The organism is Gemmatimonadota bacterium (assembly GCA_022560615.1).
GTDB lineage: Bacteria > Gemmatimonadota > Gemmatimonadetes > Longimicrobiales > Gaopeijiaceae > UBA1138.
The window spans coordinates 1-18,636 of the sequence record JADFSR010000007.1 but is presented as its reverse complement, the minus strand read 5'-3'; the positions used below and the strand labels follow the sequence as shown (position 1 = coordinate 18,636).

The window sequence follows — 18,636 nt, the reverse complement described above, 5'->3', positions numbered from 1 at the left end:
CTCCCCCGGAACCCTTAAAGAGCCTCGACGACGACCGCGCCGCCCTGACCTCCGCCGATGCACGCCGAGCCAAGCCCGAACTTGCCGCCGCGACGACGTAGCTCGTGGAGCAGGTGGATCGTGATCCGCGCACCGGAAGCCGCCAGTGGATGCGTGATCGCGATCGCGCCGCCGTTCACGTTCGTCTTCTCCGGATCGAGGCCGAGCTCCTTCTCGACCGACTTGTACTGCGCGGCGAACGCCTCGTTCACCTCGACGAGGTCCATGTCCTCCAACGACATTCCGGCCTTCTCCAGCGCAAGACGGGACGCGGGCGCGGGTCCGATGCCCATCACTTGCGGCTCGACACCGACGAAGCCCCACGACACGATCCGGCCAAGGGGCTGCACGCCGTTCGCCTCCGCCCACTCGGCGCTCGCGAGAACAGCGCTCGCCGCGCCGTCACCAATGCCGCTCGCGTTCCCAGCGGTGACCAAGCCGTCCTCCTTGAAATACGGGCGCAGCGCGCCGAGCGCCTCCAGCGCCGTCTCGGGACGCATGTGCTCGTCTGCCGCATACGTGACCTCACCCTTTCGAGTCTTGATCGTGACTGGGGTGATCTCCGCGTCGAAGTAGCCGGCGTCCCAGGCGGCTTTGGCGCGCTGCTGAGAGCCCACGGCGACGCGGTCGACCTCCTCCCGTGACACCTCGTAGCGGTCCGCCAACTCCTCGGCGGTCTGCGCCATGGTCAGGTCGCAATACGTGTCGAGCAAGGACTCCCAGAGAAGGTCCTCGAACTGCCTGCCGGCAGCCCCGAGTCGGAGGTTGCCGAAGCGGGCGCCGCGCACCACGTGCGGGGCTTGGCTCATCGACTCGGTACCGCCGGTGAGGCAGACGTCAGCCTCGCCGAGGATGATCTCCTTGGCGCCCTGAACGATCGCCTCGAAGCCAGAGCCACACAGGCGATTCACGGTAAGCGCACCCTTCTCCTGCCCAACGCCGGCGCGCAGCGCTACGTGACGCGCCAGGTAGATCGCGTCGGCGGAGGTCTGCAGAGCGTTGCCGAAGAAAGTGTGATCGACCTGGTCCGCCGAGATGCCTGCCGCCTCGATCGCGGCGGTACTGGCGATCACACCGAGATCGGTGGCCGTGAAGTCCTTGAGCGATCCGCCGAAAGTGCCAAACCCGGTTCGCTTGCCGGAGAGAACAACGACGTCGCGAGGGTGGCCTTGGGTTGGCATTGGGCCTCAGCTCGAGCGGGAATCAGATGCAAGAATCGTGGACCACAAACTACCCCCCGAGGGCGCCGCCGGTTCACCCCGTCAGATGTCTCGGTCCGCTTCTAGTTGCTCGCGGCACGGAGGCCCGCGACATGCGCGGTGATCCACTGGCCGACATCTTCCGTCGAGTGCTTCCCCCCCAGGTCGGGGGTAGTCCTCCCCGCTGCTACCGAGGCGGCAACCGCAGCCTCCACACGCTCCGCAAGGTCAGAACGACCAAAGTGGTCGAGCATGAGCGAAACGCAACGAATCGCCCCAATGGGGTTCGCGGTTCCCGTGCCCGCGATGTCCGGGGCAGATCCGTGCACGGGCTCGAACAGCGCGTTCCGTCCTGGATGGATATTGGCCGAAGGAGCGAGACCCAGCCCGCCCGTCACTTCTGCGGCGAGATCGCTCAGGATATCACCGAAGAGATTCGACGTTACGATGACTTCGTAGCGCTCCGGTCGCCGGACCAGATCCATGACCATGGCATCGACATACATCGCGTCCTGGTCTATGTCCGGATAGCCGGCGCCCACTTCCGCGAAGACGCGACGCCAAAGACCGCCCGCATGCCTCTGGACGTTGGCCTTGTCCACCAAGGTCACGCGACCACGCCCACGGGAGTCCGCGAACTCGAAGGCCGCCCGGATGATCCGCTCCACCCCCTTTCGCGTGTTGACGTCTTCCTCGATCGCGACCTCGTCCGGTGTTCCCGTCTTGAAGCTACCCCCCATACCCGTATAGGCACCCTCAGTGTTCTCGCGGAAGAGCTCCAAACGCAGCGGGCCCGCTAGATCTCTGAGCGGCGAGAGCTCCGGCGAAAGCAGCACGCACGGCCGGAAGTTCACGTACAGGTCGAGCTTGAACCTCATGCCGAGCAGAATGTCCTTCGTGTGCTCGTTGCCGGGCACGCGTGGGTCACCCAGGGCCCCCAAGAGCACGGCATCGTACTCGGCGAGCGCAGCAAACTCCTCGTCCGTGATCGTGACACCCTCGCGCAGGTACCGCTCCGCACCGAGGTCCCAGTCGTCCAGCTGCAAGCCGAGACCCTCGGGCGCGTTCAACGCCTCCAGCAGGCGGCGAGCCTCGCGCACGACCTCGACGCCGATACCGTCTCCGGGAATGAGCGCGACTCTGGGCATTAGAAGGCTGTTGAAGAAGTACAGCGGGCCGCCACCCGTGCTAACGCACGGGTCCCCGGGATGCCACGGCCCCAGAGGGCACACGCGCAACGCGCGGGTCGCGGAGCAACGACGCCATAGCCGTCGCTACGGCTAGGAGCTCCAACGACGGAGATGGGGCCGTGCCACCCCAACCCACAGACTCGTATGTTCCTATCAGCCACGGTGTTGGGCACATGGTGGTTGCGCGGTTGATCCATCGTCTCTCCTCGTCGGACCACCGCCTTCGGCGGCGGTGCCCGCCCTGCTACGACTCCTCGTCGTTCCTTGCCTGAACGCGCGCAAGCACCATGTGCGCGACCCACTGTACTTCTTCAACAGCCTTCTGAGGGTTTCACTTTGACCACTACCACCCCGTGCCCCGCGGCGCCACTGCCCTCCAGGACGAACGGATACCGGCCGGGAGGGCCACCCTCGAAGTCCACCACGTACCTGCTGTCCAACCGCAGTAGCGGAGGCGACGCGACCTGGTCCGTTCTCTCCAAGAACGCCCGAGCTTCCGGAAGCAAGGAGTCGAGTTCGAAGATGATCTCATGCACGAACCAGTCACCCGTCACGAACTCCAGGTAGGCTCCGGGCTGAATAGTGGTGGCCTGCGGCTCGGCCAGCTCGACGTCCCCTCCCGTGATTACCACACGGTGAACCTCGTCACGATCGGTCAATCCGAGTTCCGAGCGCAGCACTTCATCCGGCTGCAACTCGGAGTCCACCTGACACGACGTGCCGGCGGCGGCGATCAGGAGCGCACAGAGAAAGGGCCTCTGACGGAGCGCTCCTCTCAAGCTTGGACCTCGGCGCCGCAGGCCGCGCAGAAACGCCACTCCGGCGCCAACTCCTCGCCGCACCCCAGACAGGGCACGACGTGCACGTCCATGCCGCAGAACGGGCAGAAGTTCAGCGTGCCCCTCTGCGGGAGATCGGCCCGGCACCAGCGGCAGGCGGTCAGCGGTTCGCCGTCGGACTCGGATTCCGACGCCTCCTCAGCCGACTCGTCCCCGGCGGCGCTGACAAGGCCCGCGTCGACATCGCCCTCCGGCTCGTCCGAGCTCGGATCGTCCACGGGGACCTCCTGGGAAGCGACCTCCTGTCCACCGAGCCGGTCGGAATTGAGGCGCACGTCCACAGCAGCATACTCGCGGTACAGGCCGGTGTTGGGGTTCGAGGACTCGAGCTCTTCGCGCAGGTTCCGGAGCGCCGCCTCGGACTCGAGGATCAGGTAGCCGCCCTCCCCCGCGAGCAGACGCAGCAGAGCGTCTTCGTAGTCACCGTTCATCTCCACACCGATGCGGTCGCGGTGCGAACCGTACGGAACGAGGTTCTGGTAGATCTCCGCGACCGTGAACGGCCCCGTGAGATCGTCGGGCCGTTGCGCACGAATCTCGTCGACGAGTACGCCGTAGAACCTCGAGAGTACTTGTTCGGTCTCGCCCATCACTCCTCCGATTCGACCTCCAGCCGCACCAACCCCGCCTCGACGGCGGCTCTCAGGAACGACTCGGGGTCGGCGAACGGGATCTCCACACCACTCTGCTCATGCCAGCGCTCCGCGAGTCGACGCATGTAGTGTGCAATCGTCTCATGCGAAAAGCCTGCCTGGTCTCTCATCTGTCGAACAATTTCATGCCAGGTCCCACGCACCTGGTGTCCGTCCGTGAGCCGCACGACGTGTCGGCCCTCCGACTCTCCCGACTGGCTCCGCTCGAAGAGTTCGAGCTGGCTGGGATCGAAGTAGGCACCGGGCTCCGCGCCTCGCATCTGCGACTCGACCTCGGCCAAGAGCCGATCGATCGGGTCGTCGAGATCTTCGAGTTCCCGCAGACGCCGCTCCCACGGCGACAACCGTGAGTCACCGGCGTCCAGATGCCAAAGCGCGCGCTTCAGCTCCATGAGCCTCCACACGGCAAGCGCATCCCAGTGCTCCTGCGGGGGCACACGCTCGAGCTCGCGCAGCGCGCCTTCCCAGTCGCCCCGGTCGTACAAGAGGTGACCGAGATAGACGCGCGCCTCGTGCAGGTCGGGATCGAGGCGTAGCGCCCTGCGAATCTGGCGACCCGCGCCGACATCGTCTCCGAGTCGATGCAGCGCATAGCCGAGCGAGGCAGCGGCATCTGCGCTATCGGGTCGGGCGGCGGCGGCCTTCGCGAAGACGTCTCGGCACTGGGAATAGAGCGCCTCGCGGTACAGCGCGCGCCCCATCGTGAGCATGAGCTCGATGTCGTCATCGTACCCCATGGCCGCGACTTCATCGAAGAGCTTCAGCGCGCGCTCTTGCTCACCGAAACGGAGCAAGGTCTCGCCGAGGCCGACCAAGGCATCTTCGTGGGCGCCATCTAGGACGGCCGCCTGCTCGAAAGCCTTCCGAGCCCAGGCATACTCCTCTCTCGCCAATCGCGCATATCCCAGGCCGACGTAGAGCTCAACGTCGTTGGGATATAATGAGAGGCCCTCTTTTAGCATCTCGAGGGCCCCGTCATAGTCGCCATCATTGTAGAGCTTGTGCGCCTGCTCGTCGTATTCCTCTGAACTGAGGAATCGGTCGGGCATGTAGGAAGCTCCTTGCCGACCGCCGCAGGTCGACGCGAATGAGAGATTTCTAGAGCAATCTAATGCGCGGATTTAGCTCGTACCACCCTGGAAATGAGACGGTTCGATGCCTTCCGCGGACCGCTATGCGCGGGCATACGCCACTCCGCAGGAGTTGCAGACGAAGTTCTTCCCTGCCCGGACGAGGCGCGTGCCAGGGCCATGGCGCGGACAGTCGGGATCGTCGCCCGCATCCAGTACGTCCTTGACCTTCCTGCGCTCGGTTTTCGTGGCCTTGGGGATCACGATCCGGTAGCGGAGCGACGAGACGCTGCACTCCAGCAAGCACACTGCGGTGCCGCCCTCGCCAGGTCGGATTCCGAGTACCATGAGGAAGCCCCCGTTCGGGGAGTCCATCTGGACACCGCCATAGTACTGCTTCAGCACTCGCTTTTCGTCGTCTATCTGCAGCACATCCGTCATTGCGCGCGCTCGAAGAGATAGGCGGAGTCCTCATGCCTCGAGTCTCCGTCCACGCTCACGGCGAACCGCGCGCCCGAATAGATCGCGGCGCCGCCGTACTCACCGTTCTTGTTCACGGCATAGTAGTTCACGCCGAAGTTGGGAAGGCCGTCCTCCCGAATGAGACGGGACTCCACGGTCACGTGCACGATTCGGCGAAGCGCTTCCAGGCACGCGTCCTTCGGATGCATGCCGTTGCGCATGAACTCGACGACCGTGTAGCTGCCACACGTCTTGATGACCGCCTCGCCGCGTCCCGTCGATCCGGCGGCCCCCACGTCGTTGTCGCAGTACTGGCCCGCGCCGATGATGGCGGAGTCGCCCACGCGACCGGGGATCTTATACGCGAGACCCGAGGTCGTGGTGACCGAGGACAGGTCGCCGTTCGCGTCGACAATGTCGCAGTTGATGGTACCCTGAGGGCGAAAGCCGTCGTGAGAGTCGAGCAGGCTGTCGCCGAACTCTTCAGGCTCGCGGAACCGCGTCACACGCTCGCTGGACTCCGCCGGCATCAGGTAGTCGTCCTGATCGCTCAGGCGCGCCCTCCATTCGATCCAACGTCGACGGGTTTCCTCGGTCAGCAGATCCTCGATCTTGTGCCCCATCGACCTCGCGAAGCGCTGCGCACCCTCACCTACGAGCAAGTGGTGATCGGTGTAGCGCATCACGTCGAGCGCGACGAGCGAAGGTCGCTTGACACCCTCGATCGCGGCGACCGCACCGGCACCGCGCGTGGGTCCGTGCATGAGGGAGGAATCGAGCTGGACGACCCCGTCCTGGTTGGGCCGTCCCCCGTACCCGACCGACGTGTCGTTCGGGTCTTCTTCCACGAGGTTCACGCCACGCACGATCGCGTCGATCGTTTCCGCTCCGTTCGCGAGCTCTTCGATCGCCCGGCTGACCGCACGGAGTCCGTTCGCGGACGCGACGCACGTCGGCGTCACCCGGCGAATCACCACGGCCGGCGCGCCTTGCAGGCTCTTGGGAAACACGCCGAGAGCCGCGACCGCACCCACTCCCGCCGACGTCTTGATGAAATTACGCCTACTGCCCATGGAGTCCTCCTCGGTAAATCCAGCGACGAGCGGCCGGAAGTATATGCGGGAAGCCAACTCCTCGCCACCCAAAAAGCCGACACAAAAAGCCGAGGATTTGGGAGGATTCGCCGCCGCTGGGCGAGCACGAACGTCTTGAAAGTCAGAAGCTAAAAAAAGGGGGCACGGGAGGCCCCATAGGCTCCCCGCGGCTCCCCGCGGCTCCCCGCGCCCCTGCGTGAAGTTCGCGAACCGGCGTTACGCCACGGTTGCGTCGTCCAGCTTCTTCGAGGCACTGCCGGCGCCATGCGGGATGGCCGGCTGGCAGAATCGGATTCCGATCTCGCGGAGACCCGTCAAATCGCCATCGGTCAGATCGGGGTAACGCTCGCCGATATAGTCGATGGTCTCATCCATCCAATGCTTTTTGTCGTCATCTTCGGCCTGCAGGACGCCGCAACGGTTGATGTGGCTAAACAGCTCGTCGCGTGCCCGCTCCATGAGTTTCTCTTTGCCCAAACCAGTCTCCGCTTATCGTTTCATGAGCGCGCATTCCGCGCGCCGTTTGTGGTCTTCATTAGCTAGGTTTCTTCATTAGCCTGATAACGTAACCGCGATCACCTTATCGGCCAAACCCAAGCCATACACGTGTCCATACCCTCGGCGTCCGACGCAGTCGCGCTCGAAGTCTTCCGCCATCTCTTCACTGCCTTGGCGGAAGAAATGGGCGCCGCCCTGAAGCGCGCCTCGTTCTCGCCGAACATCAAAGAGCGCCAGGATTACTCGTGCGCGCTCTTCAATCCGGCCAGGTCCGCGGTCTCGGTGGGCGACCACATGCCGGTGCACCTCGGTGCGATGCCGATGAGCGTGGAGGCGGCCCTCGAGGAGCTCGGGAGCCTGGACCCGGGCGACGTGGTATGCGTCAACGATCCGTTCCGGGGCGGGACGCACCTGCCGGACATCACGCTCATCTCAGCGGTCCACGGCCCCGAGACCCGCCTGCTCGGTTACGTGGCCTCGCGCGCGCACCACAGTGACGTCGGTGGCTCCACACCGGGCTCGATGCCACTCGCGAGGGAGATCTTCGAGGAGGGCATTCGCATCCCTCCGGTGAGACTGTACCGCGCGGGCGTCTTGAACGACGACCTGTGGAAGACGCTGCTCGCCAATGTACGCACGCCCGTGGAGCGCGCTGGGGACCTCGACGCTCAGCTCGGGGCGCTGCACGCGGGTTCGACCCGGCTGCTCGAGATTACCCAACGGCGCGGGGTCGACGACACCCTCGCTGCCATGGACGCGCTCATCGAGTATGCCGATCGCCTGGTCGAGGCCGGGCTCGAGATGATTCCCGATGGGCGGTACGAGGCCGAGGACTTCATGGAAGATGACGGCTTCGGCTCGGGACCGGTCCCGATCAGGGTCTCGCTGACCGTGCAAGGCCCGAGGCTCGTCATCGACTTCACCGGGACGTCACCCCAGGTGCCCGGCGGCATCAACGCGGTCGCCGCGATCACGTCTTCGGCCGTCCGCTATGTCGTCCGGTGCGTCGTGGAGGCGTTGCTCGGTGAGCCGCTCCCAGCGGGAGGCGGCTCGATGTCCGCGGTCACGATGGAGCTGCCCGACGGGTCCCTCGTAAACGCGGCGCTACCGGCATCGGTCGCGGCTGGAAACGTCGAGACGAGTCAGCGCATCACCGACGTGCTCATGCGGGCCTTCGGGGTCGCGCTTCCCGAGCTTATGCCGGCGCTGTCTCAAGGCACGATGAACAACATCACGGTGGGTGGCGTCGACCCCCGCAACGGCAAGGCCTTCGCATACTACGAAACGGTGGGAGGGGGGATGGGCGCGGGCCCGACGGGACCCGGCCTCTCCGGTGTGCACTGCCACATGTCCAACTCGCTCAACACGCCGATCGAGGCACTCGAGCACGCGTATCCCTACCGCGTGACCCACTACGGCATCCGGAGGGGCTCGGGCGGTGCGGGGCTCCACCGAGGTGGGGACGGCCTGAGGCGCGACCTCATGCTGCTGGCCCCGGCCCGCGTGACGCTCCTGTGCGAACGACGGACCGTCGGTCCGGCCGGCGCTCAGGGGGGTGAAGACGGCGCGCCAGGCGAGAACGTCCTCATCCGTGACGGAGTGGAGGAGCGCCTTCCCGGGAAAACGACATTCTCAGTCAGCGCCGGCGACGTGATCAGCATCCGGTCGCCTGGCGGCGGCGGGTGGGGCGTCGCTCCCGAAGAGCCTTCTCAAAGCGAATCATGAGCGCTCAAATCCGTTTCTCCGCGATCTGCGACGACGCGCGTCCGACCCCTGAGGGGAAGATCGACCTGCACGGCGTCTACAGCGACCTGTCCGCGCCAGGCTTTCCGGCTCAGCAGGACCAGTTGGTCCTCGTGCTCGTGCTCGAATGGGACGCGAGCGACGAGGGCCGCTATCTCTTCAAGGCAGACCTGGAGGACGATGAGGGCAACATCTCTCTCACGGTCGAGGGCGAGACCCAGGTGCGTGCGCAAGCGCCTGGGCACCCGCCGTCGCGAAGTCAGCTCATCATGCCCATGGAAGGCGTCGTCTTCCCGCACGCCGGACAGTACACCTTTCGCGTCAAAGTGAAGGGACAGACGCTCCAGGGCCCCGGGATCTTCCTCATCGAGGATTCCGACGAGGCCGCGGAGGCGTGATCCTCCGTGGCGCGGAGGGATACGAGGTGCGCTCCGACATCGACTCGGAGGGCTTCGTGTGGTCCGCCGGCGCGGACTGGCTCGCCGCGACCCTCGCAGGGGGGAACACTCTGCACGGGTGGGCAGCCGGACATGACCACGTAGTGTCCTTCACCGGCCGCGGCACGGTCCACGCGGTTCCGGCCCCCACGCTCGGCCCCGACCGCCGGGACCACTGGGCGGTGCGTCACTACCGTAGGGGCGGCGCGGTGGCACGGTACCTGGACGACCGATATCTAGCCGCGGGGGGGGACAGCCGTCCGGTCCGCGAGCTGAAAGCGAGCGTGGAAGCCCGGAAACGGGGAGTTCCGACCCCGGCGGTCGTGGCCGGGGCCACGTACTCCGCCGGCATGTTCTATCGAGCCGACCTCGCGACCGAACTCATCCCGGACGCGGAAAGTCTCGCAGACCTCCTCTTCGGGAACAGCGATAGCCAGGTCGATGTCGAGAAGGCCCTCCACGTCGCGGGGAAGGTCGTCCGCAAGCTGGAGGACGCGCGTGTCCTGCATCCGGACGTCAACGCCGGCAACATCCTCCTTCGCATTCACCTCGGAGAGATTGAGGCGCACGTGATCGACCTGGATCGCTGCAACATCCTGCCACAGGCGGCTCCCGGCCCCCACCACTTCATGCGTGGGCGGCTCGAGCGCTCCCTGCGAAGGCTCGCTGATCGGCACGCCGTCGAGCTATCGGACGGGTGTTGGCGAGCGCTTCGTGACGGCTTCGGGGAGAGCTAGTGTCCGGGACGGGGCACTAATGACTTCTGCCTGGTCGGGACCGCCGCCTCGCGAGGTGTGCATGGTGATGCTCTCTGCGCTCGGCGACGCGGTACACGTGCTGCCGGTAGCGAACGCCCTCAAGCGAGCGTGGCCCGAGTGCCGCATCACGTGGGTGATCCAGCCTGTTCCGCACCAGCTCGTCGACGGCCATCCGGCGATCGATGACTTCGTGATCTTCCATCGCCGGCGCGGGCTCGGGGGGTTGAAGGCATTCCTGGACGTGCGGCGCGCCATGGCCGGGCGCCACTTCGATCTGCTCATCGGCTTGCAGGTCTACTTCAAGGCAGGCGTGATCACGGCAATGACCAGCGCGGACGTGAAGCTCGGCTTCGACCGCGCCCGCGCGCGGGACGCGCAGTGGCTCTTCACGAACCGGCGCATTCCCGCCAGAGGTCAACGTCACGTCCAGGATCAGTACTTGGAGTTCCTGGAGTACCTGGGCGTCGACCCCGAGCCGTTGGCGTGGGACATTCGTCTTTCCGAGGAGGAGCGCGCGGCGCAGACCGCTTTTTTCACCGAGCTCGACCGGCCGGCCTGCGCGGTGGTGCTGGGCACGAGCAAGCTCGAGAAGAACTGGAACGCCGAGGGTTATGCTCGCGTGCTGGAGCAGATCGAGAGCGAGCACGGTCTGCGGCCGGTCATCATCGGCGGGCCCTCACCCGTCGAGCGGCGCATCGCCGACGAGGTGATCGCATCGACCGGTGCGAGCGTCGTCGACGCACTCGGTGACGATGTCAGAAAGCTCGTGTGGATCCTCGAGGGGAGCGCGCTGCTCATCAGCCCAGATACCGGCCCGCTGCACATAAGTCGCGCACTCGAAACGCCAGTCGTGGGGCTGTACGGCTACACGAACCCGAAGCGGCTGGGACCGTATCGCGCCTTCGAGGATCTCATCGTGGACGGGTACGCCGAGTACCCTGGTGAGCAATACCCCGTCACGTCGACGTATCGCGAGGGCATGCAACGCATCACTGTGGATGCCGTGTTGGAGAAAGTGTCGCTCGCGATGGAGCGATACGTACGCGTGTAGTAGCTCTCGTGTAGCCCCTTTGGAGGACCTCGAATGTCGGCATCCGACGCCTGGACCCGCCTCGGGGCGGTCGCACCAGCCGATCTCACGAACGCGACGCTCGAGCTCCACTGGGCTGCCCAGTTCATCGCCGCGGCCGGCCAGAGCTTCGCGGAACCCCGCGAGGACGACAGCCACCGTGCCATGACGTGGGACGCGTCTCGACGAGAGTTCATGGGAGAGCCGTTCGCGGGTGCATACCCCTTCCGCGTGGGGCTACGGCCTGCGGACCTGACCCTCCTGTTGCTCGACCAAACCGACGAGCCGCTCGGCTCGCTTCCGCTCGCCGGGAAGACGCGAGAGGAGGGACATGAGTGGCTGCTGGCCCCACCACTTCGATATCGCGACGCTCGTCACGGTCGAACGGGGAGAGGACTCACATGCGTCGAAAACCATCGGCATCGGGATGGCGCCGATGGGCGGTGGCTACGAGAGCTGGTACTGGTACGTGACGCCGTGGCCGCATCCGAAGTTGGACACGTTGCCGACGCTGGACGGTCCGGGAGCGTGGCACACCGAGGGGTGGGTCGGTGCAGAGCGTAGAGCTACTCAGCCGAGCCACATCCGCTTCGTAGCGAGAAACGCGAACGCGGCGCCCGCCCCGAGCAGCGCTTCCCACTCATTGTTGCGCTTGTACTGGGCCAGGCGGAAGCCGCCGGCCACGTCGGACTGTTCCGGTCGATACGGCGTCAGCCTAGGTAGCAGCGCCGGCACGTTCTGCGCGTAGGATAAGAAGCGATCACCGAAGAGTTGGGTGAGCAGTTCGGTCTCTTGGGACATCGTGCGCCCGTACACGCCGACATAGAAAGCGAAGAAGAGCGCGGGCCAGATCCAGTGCCCACCCGCGAGCGTGACGCCGAGCCCGATGAGAAAGCTGCCGACGTACAGCGGATTCCGCATGTACGCGTACGGGCCCGAGGTCGTGAGGTCCTCGTCTTTGCGGATGGTTCCCGCGGCCCAGCCGCGGATGAACAAGCCACCGGCGGCGAGCGCAGCGCCGAGAATGAGCAGTCCGCGCGTGGGCTGCGCAAACCAGAGAAACGGGAGGACGAGCAGCCAGACCATCTTGGTCCGGACCCGTCTCATCCCCATCGGATCGCCATTGGCGTCGACGAGCTACCGCGGAGAAAGAGCGAGTCTCGAGCTAGCCCGCCCGTCACCGACCGACGGCTGCGTCTGCCTCGGCGCGGGCTTCCCTAGCCTCCGCAGCCTCCACCCTCGAGTCGGGGTGCAGGGGCACGCCCGGCCGATACTCCTTCAGGTACAGCTCCAGCGCGCCCGGGAAACCCTGGATATTGCTCTTCATGTAGACCATCAGCCGACGGTCGTCGTCGCTGAGCCAGATCTCTGCTTCGCCACCCTCGGAGAACATGCCGCTCGTCTGGATGATCGGCTGCACGACGATGCAGTCGAACTCGCCAGCGTCGACTTTTTTCCGTTCCTTGCGCAGGACCTTGATCACGAGCGGGTTACCGTCCTTCTTGAAGTAGCGCGACAGCGTGTAGGTCTTTCCTACCTCGAGCGGCATCTGGCGCAGGAAGTAGATAAGGGAGATGTCGTCGAGCGGGAGGGACGACCCGAGCGGACCGAACCTGTCCTTGTGCCCCTCTTCCTTGTCCTCGTTCTCCCAAATGCCCTCTTCGGGATAGAACTCGTAGTGACGGGTTGCGTGGTACGTCACCTGGTTCATCTCGCGCAGGAACCGCCAGCTCTGCAGCGTGCTCACGTCGAAGAACGTCGTGTAGATATCGTGCACTCTGAGGCCCAGTATGCCGGCGTCGATCTCCATCGTCGCGCGGTAGGTGCTGTTGCCGCGCACGCTGTCGAGCGCCTCGACCGTCATGTGGCCTTCGCCAACGTCGAACCAACCGATCTCGACCCGGTAGCGCATCTGCTCCCCGGGCCCGAACGGAACCGCGGCCGCGAGCTCGTTCGTCGGGTATAGGGCGGCGAGGCTGTCGAGAGTCGCCACGGGGTCCCGCGCATCCTCGTTGTCTTGTGAGAGCAACGACGGCGGAAGAACGAGCGCGGACAGCGCGAGGCCGCCGAGCACAGCCCACCTGCCGCGCAGCACGACGGCACTCATACCGTTTCCGTGCCGAGCGAAGACCACAGAGTCGCCCCGCGCAGGCGGGCCAGATCCATGAAGGTCTTCCAAGGCCTGAAGCGCGACTCGCGTAGCCGTAGGTCATAGCGGAGTCCGAGCGGCGACTCGGCGATGCGGCGTGCGTGGGGCGCGAGCCTGCCGAGCAGCTCGACGTTCGAGGCCCACCCCTCCGACTCCAAGAGCGGCTCCTCCACCGGGCGATCGCGCAGCGCCTTCTTGAGCACGATCACCCGGTAGGCGCGCAAGCCGCTCAGGGGGTCCGACACGGGCGCCCGCGCGACCACGCCACGCAGAAGCGCGCGCGCAAGCGCGCGAACCAGGCGGACCGCGCGCGGCAGAGGGCGATCACCCTCCTCGATCGCTCCCGCGACGATGTCGGCCCCGCCCTCGAGCACCCTTACGAGCCCCACGACGTCCTCGGGATCTTCCGTGAAGTCCCCCTGCAGCACGACAGCGCAATCACGTTTTGGGTAGGGCGCCTCCTTCACGACGTGACGGAGCAGCTTCTCCACCGAGGCGCTGTAGCCGATCTGCTCGTCGGACTTGAGGACCGTGAGCGGTACCGCCCGCCTGTAGCGTTCGAGCACCGCCTGGGTATCGTCCGTGGACGCATCGTCGTGCACGACGATCCGGTAGTCCCGATCGAACTCGCCGAGAACGCGACGCACCTTCCACAGAAGGACGCCGATGGTCGAGGCTTCGTTGTGCGCTGGGATGCAGACGTAGATCACGGGGCCGTCATCGCCGTGAGGGATCAACCTAGCCGTCGCCGGTGCACGGAGTCCCGAGTCACCGATCGACGGCTTATACCGGGAGGCACAAGCGCGGTTCCTGCGTTCCGAAGTTCCATCGCTCCTACAGCGGCTCCCCCTCCTTCAGCGGCTCCCCCTCAGGGCGCTTTTTCCAGCGCTTGTGCTGCCAAAAGTACTGCTCCGGAGCCTCCCCTATGGCCTGCTCCAGCGCCGCCGTGTGTACCGCGGTCAGCGCCTGCACGTCCGCATCGAGGCTGCCGGACGGCTGGAAGTCGATGCGGCGCAGCTCGACCGTGTACTCCTGCTTCCAACCCGGATCGCGAAGCGGGATGCCCAGAAACATAGGAGCACCGGTGCGGAGCGCGAAGACAGCCGGACCCCGCGCCGTCGACGCGAGCTTCCCGAAGAACGGCACGAAAATCCCGCCGCGATGGGCGTTCTGATCGGCCAGCATCGCCACGACGCGCCCCGCGCGCAGACTTCGCAGCACCCCTCGCGGCGCCTCGTCCACGTCGATGACGCCCATCCCGATCCGCTCGCGCGCCTCGATCAACGCGGCGCCGAACTCCGAATTGGCCATGCTCTTCGCGACCGCGTCCAGGGGAATACCCCTCGCGGTGAAGCCCGCCGCACAGAACTCCCAGTTCCCGAGGTGTCCGGTCATGAGCACCACGCCCTTCCCCTCCTCGACCGCCGCCTTGAACGCGTCGAAGCCGACCATGTTCGTGCGAGAGAGAATCTTGTCCCGATCCAGTCGCGTGAGCCGGAACGTGGCCATCCACTCGCGCGCGAGATGCACGTAGCTGGCGCGCGCCACGCGATTCCTCCAGCCGCGAGGTCGATCGGGGAACGCAAGCACGAGGTGCTCGTCGACCACCGTTCGCCGAATCCGCAGCACGCTGCCCGCCAGCCATCCCAAGAAGGTCGCAAGCGCAACGGCACCCCTTTCGGGCATCACGAAGAAGAGCGCGGTGACCAAACTGAAGGCTCCGTACTCCAAGCGATGCCGGACGGGTTTCGCGGTCACGTGCTGCCGGCCAGGGCCCCCGCGTCGAACTGGAGGTCGTACAGGCGGCGGTACAGCCCGGCCCGGGCGAGGAGAGTCGCGTGGTCTCCCCGCTCGACAATGCGTCCGCCGTCCATCACCAGAATCTGGTCCGCGCGCTGCACCGTCGAGAGCCTGTGCGCGATCACGAAAACCGTGCGGCCTTCCATGAGCCGCTCGATCGCGTCCTGAATGAGGCGTTCCGACTCGGTATCCAACGAGCTGGTCGCCTCGTCGAAGACGAGGATCGGTGGGTCGCGCAGCAGGGCCCGGGCGATCGCTATGCGCTGTCGCTGGCCGCCCGAGACCTCCACGCCGCGTTCGCCCACGAGGGTATCGTATGCGTCCGGCATCTCGGCGATGAACTCGTGCGCGTGGGCCGCGATCGCCGCGGCCTCGATTTCCGCTTGTGACGCCTCCGGGCGCCCGTAGGCGATGTTCGCCCGCACGGAGTCGTGGAAGAGAACCGTTTCCTGGGACACCACGCCCATGAGCGCTCGCAGGTCCGCCAAGCGCACGTCGCGGACGTCGACCCCGTCGATCGTGATACGACCCGAGCCGACCTCGAAGAAGCGGCCGAGCAAGTCGACGAGCGTCGTCTTGCCGGCTCCACTGGGTCCGACGAGCGCGACTACATCGCCGCGCTCGACGCTCAAGGACACATCGCGGAGAACGGGCTCACCTTCACGGTAGGAGAACGAAACGTCCTCGAACGCGATCACGGATTCGAACGTTTCCAGCCTCTGGGCACCGGGCGCGTCCTTGATCTCGACCGGTGCGTCGAGGAACTCGAACACCCGCTCCGCCGCCACGAGACCCGGCTGGGCGGTCGCCGGGAACTTGGCCACGTTCTTCACGGGCGAATACAGTTTCATCGAAAGTCCGAGAAATCCGACGAACATCGCCCCCGTGAGCTCCCCCGCCACGACGAGCCGAGCACCGAACCAGAGCAGGATCACCGTGCCGGACGCGGCCAGCATTTCTGTCATCGGCGCGGCGAGCGCACGCGCGAATTCGGCTCGCAGAAAGTGCCTGAAGTAGTCCCCGGTCAGACCCCGGAAGCGCTCCTTCTCGCGCTGCTCGGCGGACGAAGACTTCACGAGCCGAATGCCGGTGAGCGTCTCCTGCACATGCGCGGCGATCTCCCCGCCCAGATGCAATACGCGCCGATCCCGCCGCCTCAGCACGTTCACCAACGGACCCCAGATGATCATCGCCCCGGGAATCACGACGAACGCCGCGAGCGTAAGTCGCCACGAGATCAAGACCATCAAGACGACCGCCACCGCAAACTCGAAGACCGCCGATAGGAGCTTGGAAAATTCGGCGGTCACGAGCGTTCGCATCTGCTCGACCTCGGTCGTGAGGCGGCTCACGATCTGACCCATGCGCACGCGACTGAAGAAGGTCAGGTCGAGCTCGACGAGATGGTCGTACACCTCGTTGCGCAGATCTCGGTTGACCCCCTGCTCCGCGCGCGCGACCAGATAGGTGCGCGTGAAGTGGAAGAAGTTCTTCACCGCGAAGACGAGCAGGATCAGAATGATGATGCGTCCGATCGCCGCGAGCGGATCTCCCGAGAGGTCGACCCACCGGTAGACGGTGCCGTCGAGCAACCTCTCCATTGCCGACTCGCTCGCGGAGCGCGGACCGCCTCCGCTCACGAAGAGCGCTTCGATGAAGGGGATGAGCAGGACGTAGACCGATGCGTCGAGTACCGCGAAGACGGCGGTCGCGACGATCGCCATGAATAGGACGCCCGAGTGCGGTCTCAGATACGAGAGAACGCGACGGTACGGGGAAGCCGCAAGCGACGCGCGCGCTTCGGCGTTCATTGCCTCGGAGTGAGACTCACGACCGGGACGATCATTTCCTCCGGGCTGATGCCGCCGTGGAGAAACGAGTTTCGGTAGCGCGCCTGGTACTCCCGAAGCTTCGTCGGATAGACGAAGAAGTAGTCCTCGAGAGCGATGAGGTAGGTCATGCCGAGGCGGCCCGCCGGCAGTCGCAGATGTTTCTCGTTCCTGGTCGCGTACGCGGTCGTCGACACCTCGGCACGCAGATCCTGTCCGAACTTGTAGCGGAGATTCTTCGTCGCATCGCGCCTCGCGAAAACCGTGCTCGGGTGCTGGCAGAGAATCGAGCCATGATCAGTCGTCATGATCACGTTGTGGCCCTGAAGCGCGGCCTCCTTGAGCACCGTAAACGCCGTGGAACGCTCGAACCACGCTCGAGTCAGGTCCCTCAACGCCGCCTCGTCGCGGGCGACCTCCATGAGGATCGGGGACTCCGACCGACCGTGGGTCATGAGGTCCACGAAGTTGAAGACGAGCGCGATGACGATGCCCGGTGTCTTGAGCGCCGAATTGACCCGAGCGCGGACCTGATCACCCTGCCGGTCCGAGAAGATCTTCTCGTAGTGAACCGGTACGTCCCGCCCCGTGAGCCGCTTGAGCTGCTCGACAAGTAGCTGGTCCTCGAATGCGTTCAAGCTGCCCTCGTCATCCGAGGCGTCCCACCATTCCGGACGCTTCTTGGCGATTTCGTCCGGATACTGTCCGCTGAAGATCGCGTTTCGAGCGTAGGGAGTCGCAGTCGGCAGAATCGAATAGTGGTACGTCTCGTCCATGTCGAAATACTGCGCGAGCAGCGGCGAGATCACCCTCCACTGATCGAGCCGCATGCAGTCGAGCACCACGAAGTACACGGGGTCCGAACCGAGCCGCGGGACCAGAAACTCCCGAACCAGGTCGACCGACAGACGCGGCCGGTCCTCCGCGTCCTCCATCCATCGCGCGTAGTTGCGGATGACCCACACGCCGAAGTCGCGCCTCAGGTCGTCCATGATCGAACGGACCGTATCGAGCAGCCCGGTCTCGCCCGCCCGCTCCAACCGGATGTGCCAGTCCACCAACTCGGTAAAGACCTTCACGAAGTCCTCGGGCGTCTCGGCTTCCTGCTGGAGCAAAGCGAGGCGGCCGAAGCGAGCCGCGAAGTCCTGAGCTGCCTGCTGCTGCCGGATCGACGAGCCTTCGAGAATGCGCGTCACCACCGCCAGCACCTGTCGCGGGCTCGTCGGCTTCACGAGGTAGTCGTCCACACGCCTCCCGATCGCCTCGGTCATCGTGTGGTCCTCTTCGGACTTCGTGACCATCACGACGCGCTGGTGGGGATTGTGACGCCTCATGATCTCCAGCACTTCGAGCCCCCGACGGCCGGGCATCTGCTCGTCGAGCAGAACCAGGTCATAGGAGTTGTCACGCAGTAGCTCGAGCGCGTCGTCCCCGTTTGCGATGGCGTCGACGTGGTAGCCACGCGCCTGCAGGAAGAGCAGGTGCGGCTTGAGAAGGTCGATCTCGTCGTCGACCCAAAGGATGCGTTTCCCGGGCCGTGGGTTCTGGCTGATCATGGGGAGAAGCTACACTTCCCCCGGGGCGAATACGACGCCGAGCCGCCGCCTCAGCTCCTCGCGCACCACGCGGAACGCCTGGAGCTTCACCCCCTCTGCGCCCACCGCGTCCGCGGGGTCCGGCAATCCCCAATGCGCTCGCCACGCGTCCTCGAGCCAGAGGGGGCACACTTCCTCGGCACACAGCGTGATGACCGCGTCCACCGGCCGCTCCACATGCTCGAGGCCGCCCGAGGTGTCGTGTGACATGT

The 18,636-nt window shown here is 65.6% G+C and carries 20 protein-coding genes; 5 read left to right on the top strand and 15 right to left on the bottom strand.

Going from position 1 to position 18,636, the window contains the following annotated elements; all coding sequences use genetic code 11:
- Nucleotides 1–14: 14 nt before the first annotated feature.
- From IIB36_06240 to IIB36_06205, 8 genes are all read right to left on the bottom strand, one after another.
- Nucleotides 15–1,220, bottom strand: a complete 1,206-nt coding sequence (locus IIB36_06240; GenBank protein ID MCH7531352.1) for an acetyl-CoA C-acetyltransferase — start codon at nt 1,218–1,220, stop codon at nt 15–17.
- A gap of 101 nt (nt 1,221–1,321) precedes the next feature.
- Nucleotides 1,322–2,386 (bottom strand): isocitrate/isopropylmalate dehydrogenase family protein, encoded by a 1,065-nt coding sequence (locus tag IIB36_06235; GenBank protein MCH7531351.1) that lies wholly within the window; start codon nt 2,384–2,386, stop codon nt 1,322–1,324.
- A 353-nt stretch (nt 2,387–2,739) separates the two neighbouring features.
- On the bottom strand, nt 2,740–3,207 hold the full coding sequence (locus tag IIB36_06230; GenBank protein ID MCH7531350.1) for a hypothetical protein: 468 nt from the start codon (nt 3,205–3,207) through the stop codon (nt 2,740–2,742).
- Nucleotides 3,204–3,857: a zinc ribbon domain-containing protein gene (locus tag IIB36_06225; GenBank protein ID MCH7531349.1), complete on the bottom strand. Its 654-nt coding sequence runs from the start codon at nt 3,855–3,857 to the stop codon at nt 3,204–3,206. Before IIB36_06225 ends, IIB36_06230 begins: the two co-directional genes overlap by 4 nt.
- On the bottom strand, nt 3,857–4,969 hold the full coding sequence (locus IIB36_06220; GenBank protein ID MCH7531348.1) for a tetratricopeptide repeat protein: 1,113 nt from the start codon (nt 4,967–4,969) through the stop codon (nt 3,857–3,859). Before IIB36_06220 ends, IIB36_06225 begins: the two co-directional genes overlap by 1 nt.
- A gap of 123 nt (nt 4,970–5,092) precedes the next feature.
- Nucleotides 5,093–5,431 (bottom strand): hypothetical protein, encoded by a 339-nt coding sequence (locus IIB36_06215; GenBank protein ID MCH7531347.1) that lies wholly within the window; start codon nt 5,429–5,431, stop codon nt 5,093–5,095.
- A complete protein-coding gene (locus IIB36_06210) occupies nt 5,428–6,525 on the bottom strand; it encodes an isoaspartyl peptidase/L-asparaginase (GenBank protein ID MCH7531346.1) in 1,098 nt (365 codons plus the stop codon). Before IIB36_06210 ends, IIB36_06215 begins: the two co-directional genes overlap by 4 nt.
- Before the next feature lie 237 nt (nt 6,526–6,762).
- Nucleotides 6,763–7,023 carry a hypothetical protein gene (locus tag IIB36_06205; GenBank protein ID MCH7531345.1) on the bottom strand — a complete coding sequence of 87 codons (261 nt, stop codon included), beginning with the start codon at nt 7,021–7,023 and terminating at the stop codon, nt 6,763–6,765.
- A gap of 129 nt (nt 7,024–7,152) precedes the next feature.
- Between IIB36_06205 and IIB36_06200 the strand changes: the two genes are divergently transcribed.
- The 5 genes from IIB36_06200 (at nt 7,153) to IIB36_06180 (ending at nt 11,615) form a co-directional block, all read left to right on the top strand.
- Entirely contained in the window at nt 7,153–8,769 is a 1,617-nt protein-coding gene (locus IIB36_06200) for a hydantoinase B/oxoprolinase family protein (GenBank protein MCH7531344.1), read from the top strand.
- Nucleotides 8,766–9,185, top strand: a complete 420-nt coding sequence (locus tag IIB36_06195; protein MCH7531343.1) for a hypothetical protein — start codon at nt 8,766–8,768, stop codon at nt 9,183–9,185. The genes IIB36_06200 and IIB36_06195 overlap by 4 nt, the downstream gene beginning before the upstream one ends.
- Nucleotides 9,182–9,961, top strand: coding sequence for a hypothetical protein (locus IIB36_06190; protein ID MCH7531342.1), 780 nt, complete (start codon nt 9,182–9,184; stop codon nt 9,959–9,961). The genes IIB36_06195 and IIB36_06190 overlap by 4 nt, the downstream gene beginning before the upstream one ends.
- A 61-nt stretch (nt 9,962–10,022) precedes the next feature.
- A complete protein-coding gene (locus tag IIB36_06185; GenBank protein MCH7531341.1) occupies nt 10,023–11,033 on the top strand; it encodes a glycosyltransferase family 9 protein in 1,011 nt (336 codons plus the stop codon).
- Between the two features lie 33 nt (nt 11,034–11,066).
- On the top strand, nt 11,067–11,615 hold the full coding sequence (locus tag IIB36_06180; protein ID MCH7531340.1) for a hypothetical protein: 549 nt from the start codon (nt 11,067–11,069) through the stop codon (nt 11,613–11,615).
- A gap of 6 nt (nt 11,616–11,621) precedes the next feature.
- Here IIB36_06180 and IIB36_06175 read toward each other — a convergent pair whose 3' ends face one another.
- The 7 genes from IIB36_06175 to IIB36_06145 form a co-directional block, all read right to left on the bottom strand.
- The gene (locus IIB36_06175) at nt 11,622–12,158 is read right to left on the bottom strand and encodes an isoprenylcysteine carboxylmethyltransferase family protein (protein ID MCH7531339.1); all 537 of its coding nucleotides are present in this window, start codon (nt 12,156–12,158) and stop codon (nt 11,622–11,624) included.
- A 70-nt stretch (nt 12,159–12,228) separates the two neighbouring features.
- Complete coding sequence (locus IIB36_06170) at nt 12,229–13,158, bottom strand: DUF3108 domain-containing protein (protein MCH7531338.1); 930 nt, start codon at nt 13,156–13,158, stop codon at nt 12,229–12,231.
- The gene (locus IIB36_06165) at nt 13,155–13,910 is read right to left on the bottom strand and encodes a glycosyltransferase family 2 protein (protein MCH7531337.1); all 756 of its coding nucleotides are present in this window, start codon (nt 13,908–13,910) and stop codon (nt 13,155–13,157) included. The genes IIB36_06170 and IIB36_06165 overlap by 4 nt, the downstream gene beginning before the upstream one ends.
- Before the next feature lie 124 nt (nt 13,911–14,034).
- Nucleotides 14,035–14,958 (bottom strand): lysophospholipid acyltransferase family protein, encoded by a 924-nt coding sequence (locus tag IIB36_06160; protein ID MCH7531336.1) that lies wholly within the window; start codon nt 14,956–14,958, stop codon nt 14,035–14,037.
- Nucleotides 14,955–16,811, bottom strand: coding sequence for an ABC transporter ATP-binding protein (locus tag IIB36_06155; GenBank protein ID MCH7531335.1), 1,857 nt, complete (start codon nt 16,809–16,811; stop codon nt 14,955–14,957). Before IIB36_06155 ends, IIB36_06160 begins: the two co-directional genes overlap by 4 nt.
- Nucleotides 16,808–18,385 (bottom strand): response regulator, encoded by a 1,578-nt coding sequence (locus IIB36_06150; protein ID MCH7531334.1) that lies wholly within the window; start codon nt 18,383–18,385, stop codon nt 16,808–16,810. The genes IIB36_06155 and IIB36_06150 overlap by 4 nt, the downstream gene beginning before the upstream one ends.
- A 9-nt stretch (nt 18,386–18,394) precedes the next feature.
- A partial coding sequence (locus IIB36_06145; protein ID MCH7531333.1) for a GNAT family N-acetyltransferase occupies nt 18,395–18,636 on the bottom strand: 242 nt, incomplete at its 5' end.

Bases quoted from the DNA above. Each gene is read 5' to 3' on its own strand.
- IIB36_06150 (MCH7531334.1), bottom strand. From the start codon at position 18,385: ATGATCAGCCAGAACCCACGGCCCGGGAAACGCATCCTTTGGGTCGAC.
- IIB36_06170 (MCH7531338.1), bottom strand. From the start codon at position 13,158: ATGAGTGCCGTCGTGCTGCGCGGCAGGTGGGCTGTGCTCGGCGGCCTC.
- IIB36_06240 (MCH7531352.1), bottom strand. From the start codon at position 1,220: ATGCCAACCCAAGGCCACCCTCGCGACGTCGTTGTTCTCTCCGGCAAG.
- IIB36_06235 (MCH7531351.1), bottom strand. From the start codon at position 2,386: ATGCCCAGAGTCGCGCTCATTCCCGGAGACGGTATCGGCGTCGAGGTC.
- IIB36_06180 (MCH7531340.1), top strand. From the start codon at position 11,067: ATGTCGGCATCCGACGCCTGGACCCGCCTCGGGGCGGTCGCACCAGCC.
- IIB36_06210 (MCH7531346.1), bottom strand. From the start codon at position 6,525: ATGGGCAGTAGGCGTAATTTCATCAAGACGTCGGCGGGAGTGGGTGCG.
- IIB36_06175 (MCH7531339.1), bottom strand. From the start codon at position 12,158: ATGAGACGGGTCCGGACCAAGATGGTCTGGCTGCTCGTCCTCCCGTTT.
- IIB36_06220 (MCH7531348.1), bottom strand. From the start codon at position 4,969: ATGCCCGACCGATTCCTCAGTTCAGAGGAATACGACGAGCAGGCGCAC.
- IIB36_06155 (MCH7531335.1), bottom strand. From the start codon at position 16,811: ATGAACGCCGAAGCGCGCGCGTCGCTTGCGGCTTCCCCGTACCGTCGC.
- IIB36_06225 (MCH7531349.1), bottom strand. From the start codon at position 3,857: ATGGGCGAGACCGAACAAGTACTCTCGAGGTTCTACGGCGTACTCGTC.
- IIB36_06215 (MCH7531347.1), bottom strand. From the start codon at position 5,431: ATGACGGATGTGCTGCAGATAGACGACGAAAAGCGAGTGCTGAAGCAG.
- IIB36_06185 (MCH7531341.1), top strand. From the start codon at position 10,023: ATGGTGATGCTCTCTGCGCTCGGCGACGCGGTACACGTGCTGCCGGTA.
- IIB36_06195 (MCH7531343.1), top strand. From the start codon at position 8,766: ATGAGCGCTCAAATCCGTTTCTCCGCGATCTGCGACGACGCGCGTCCG.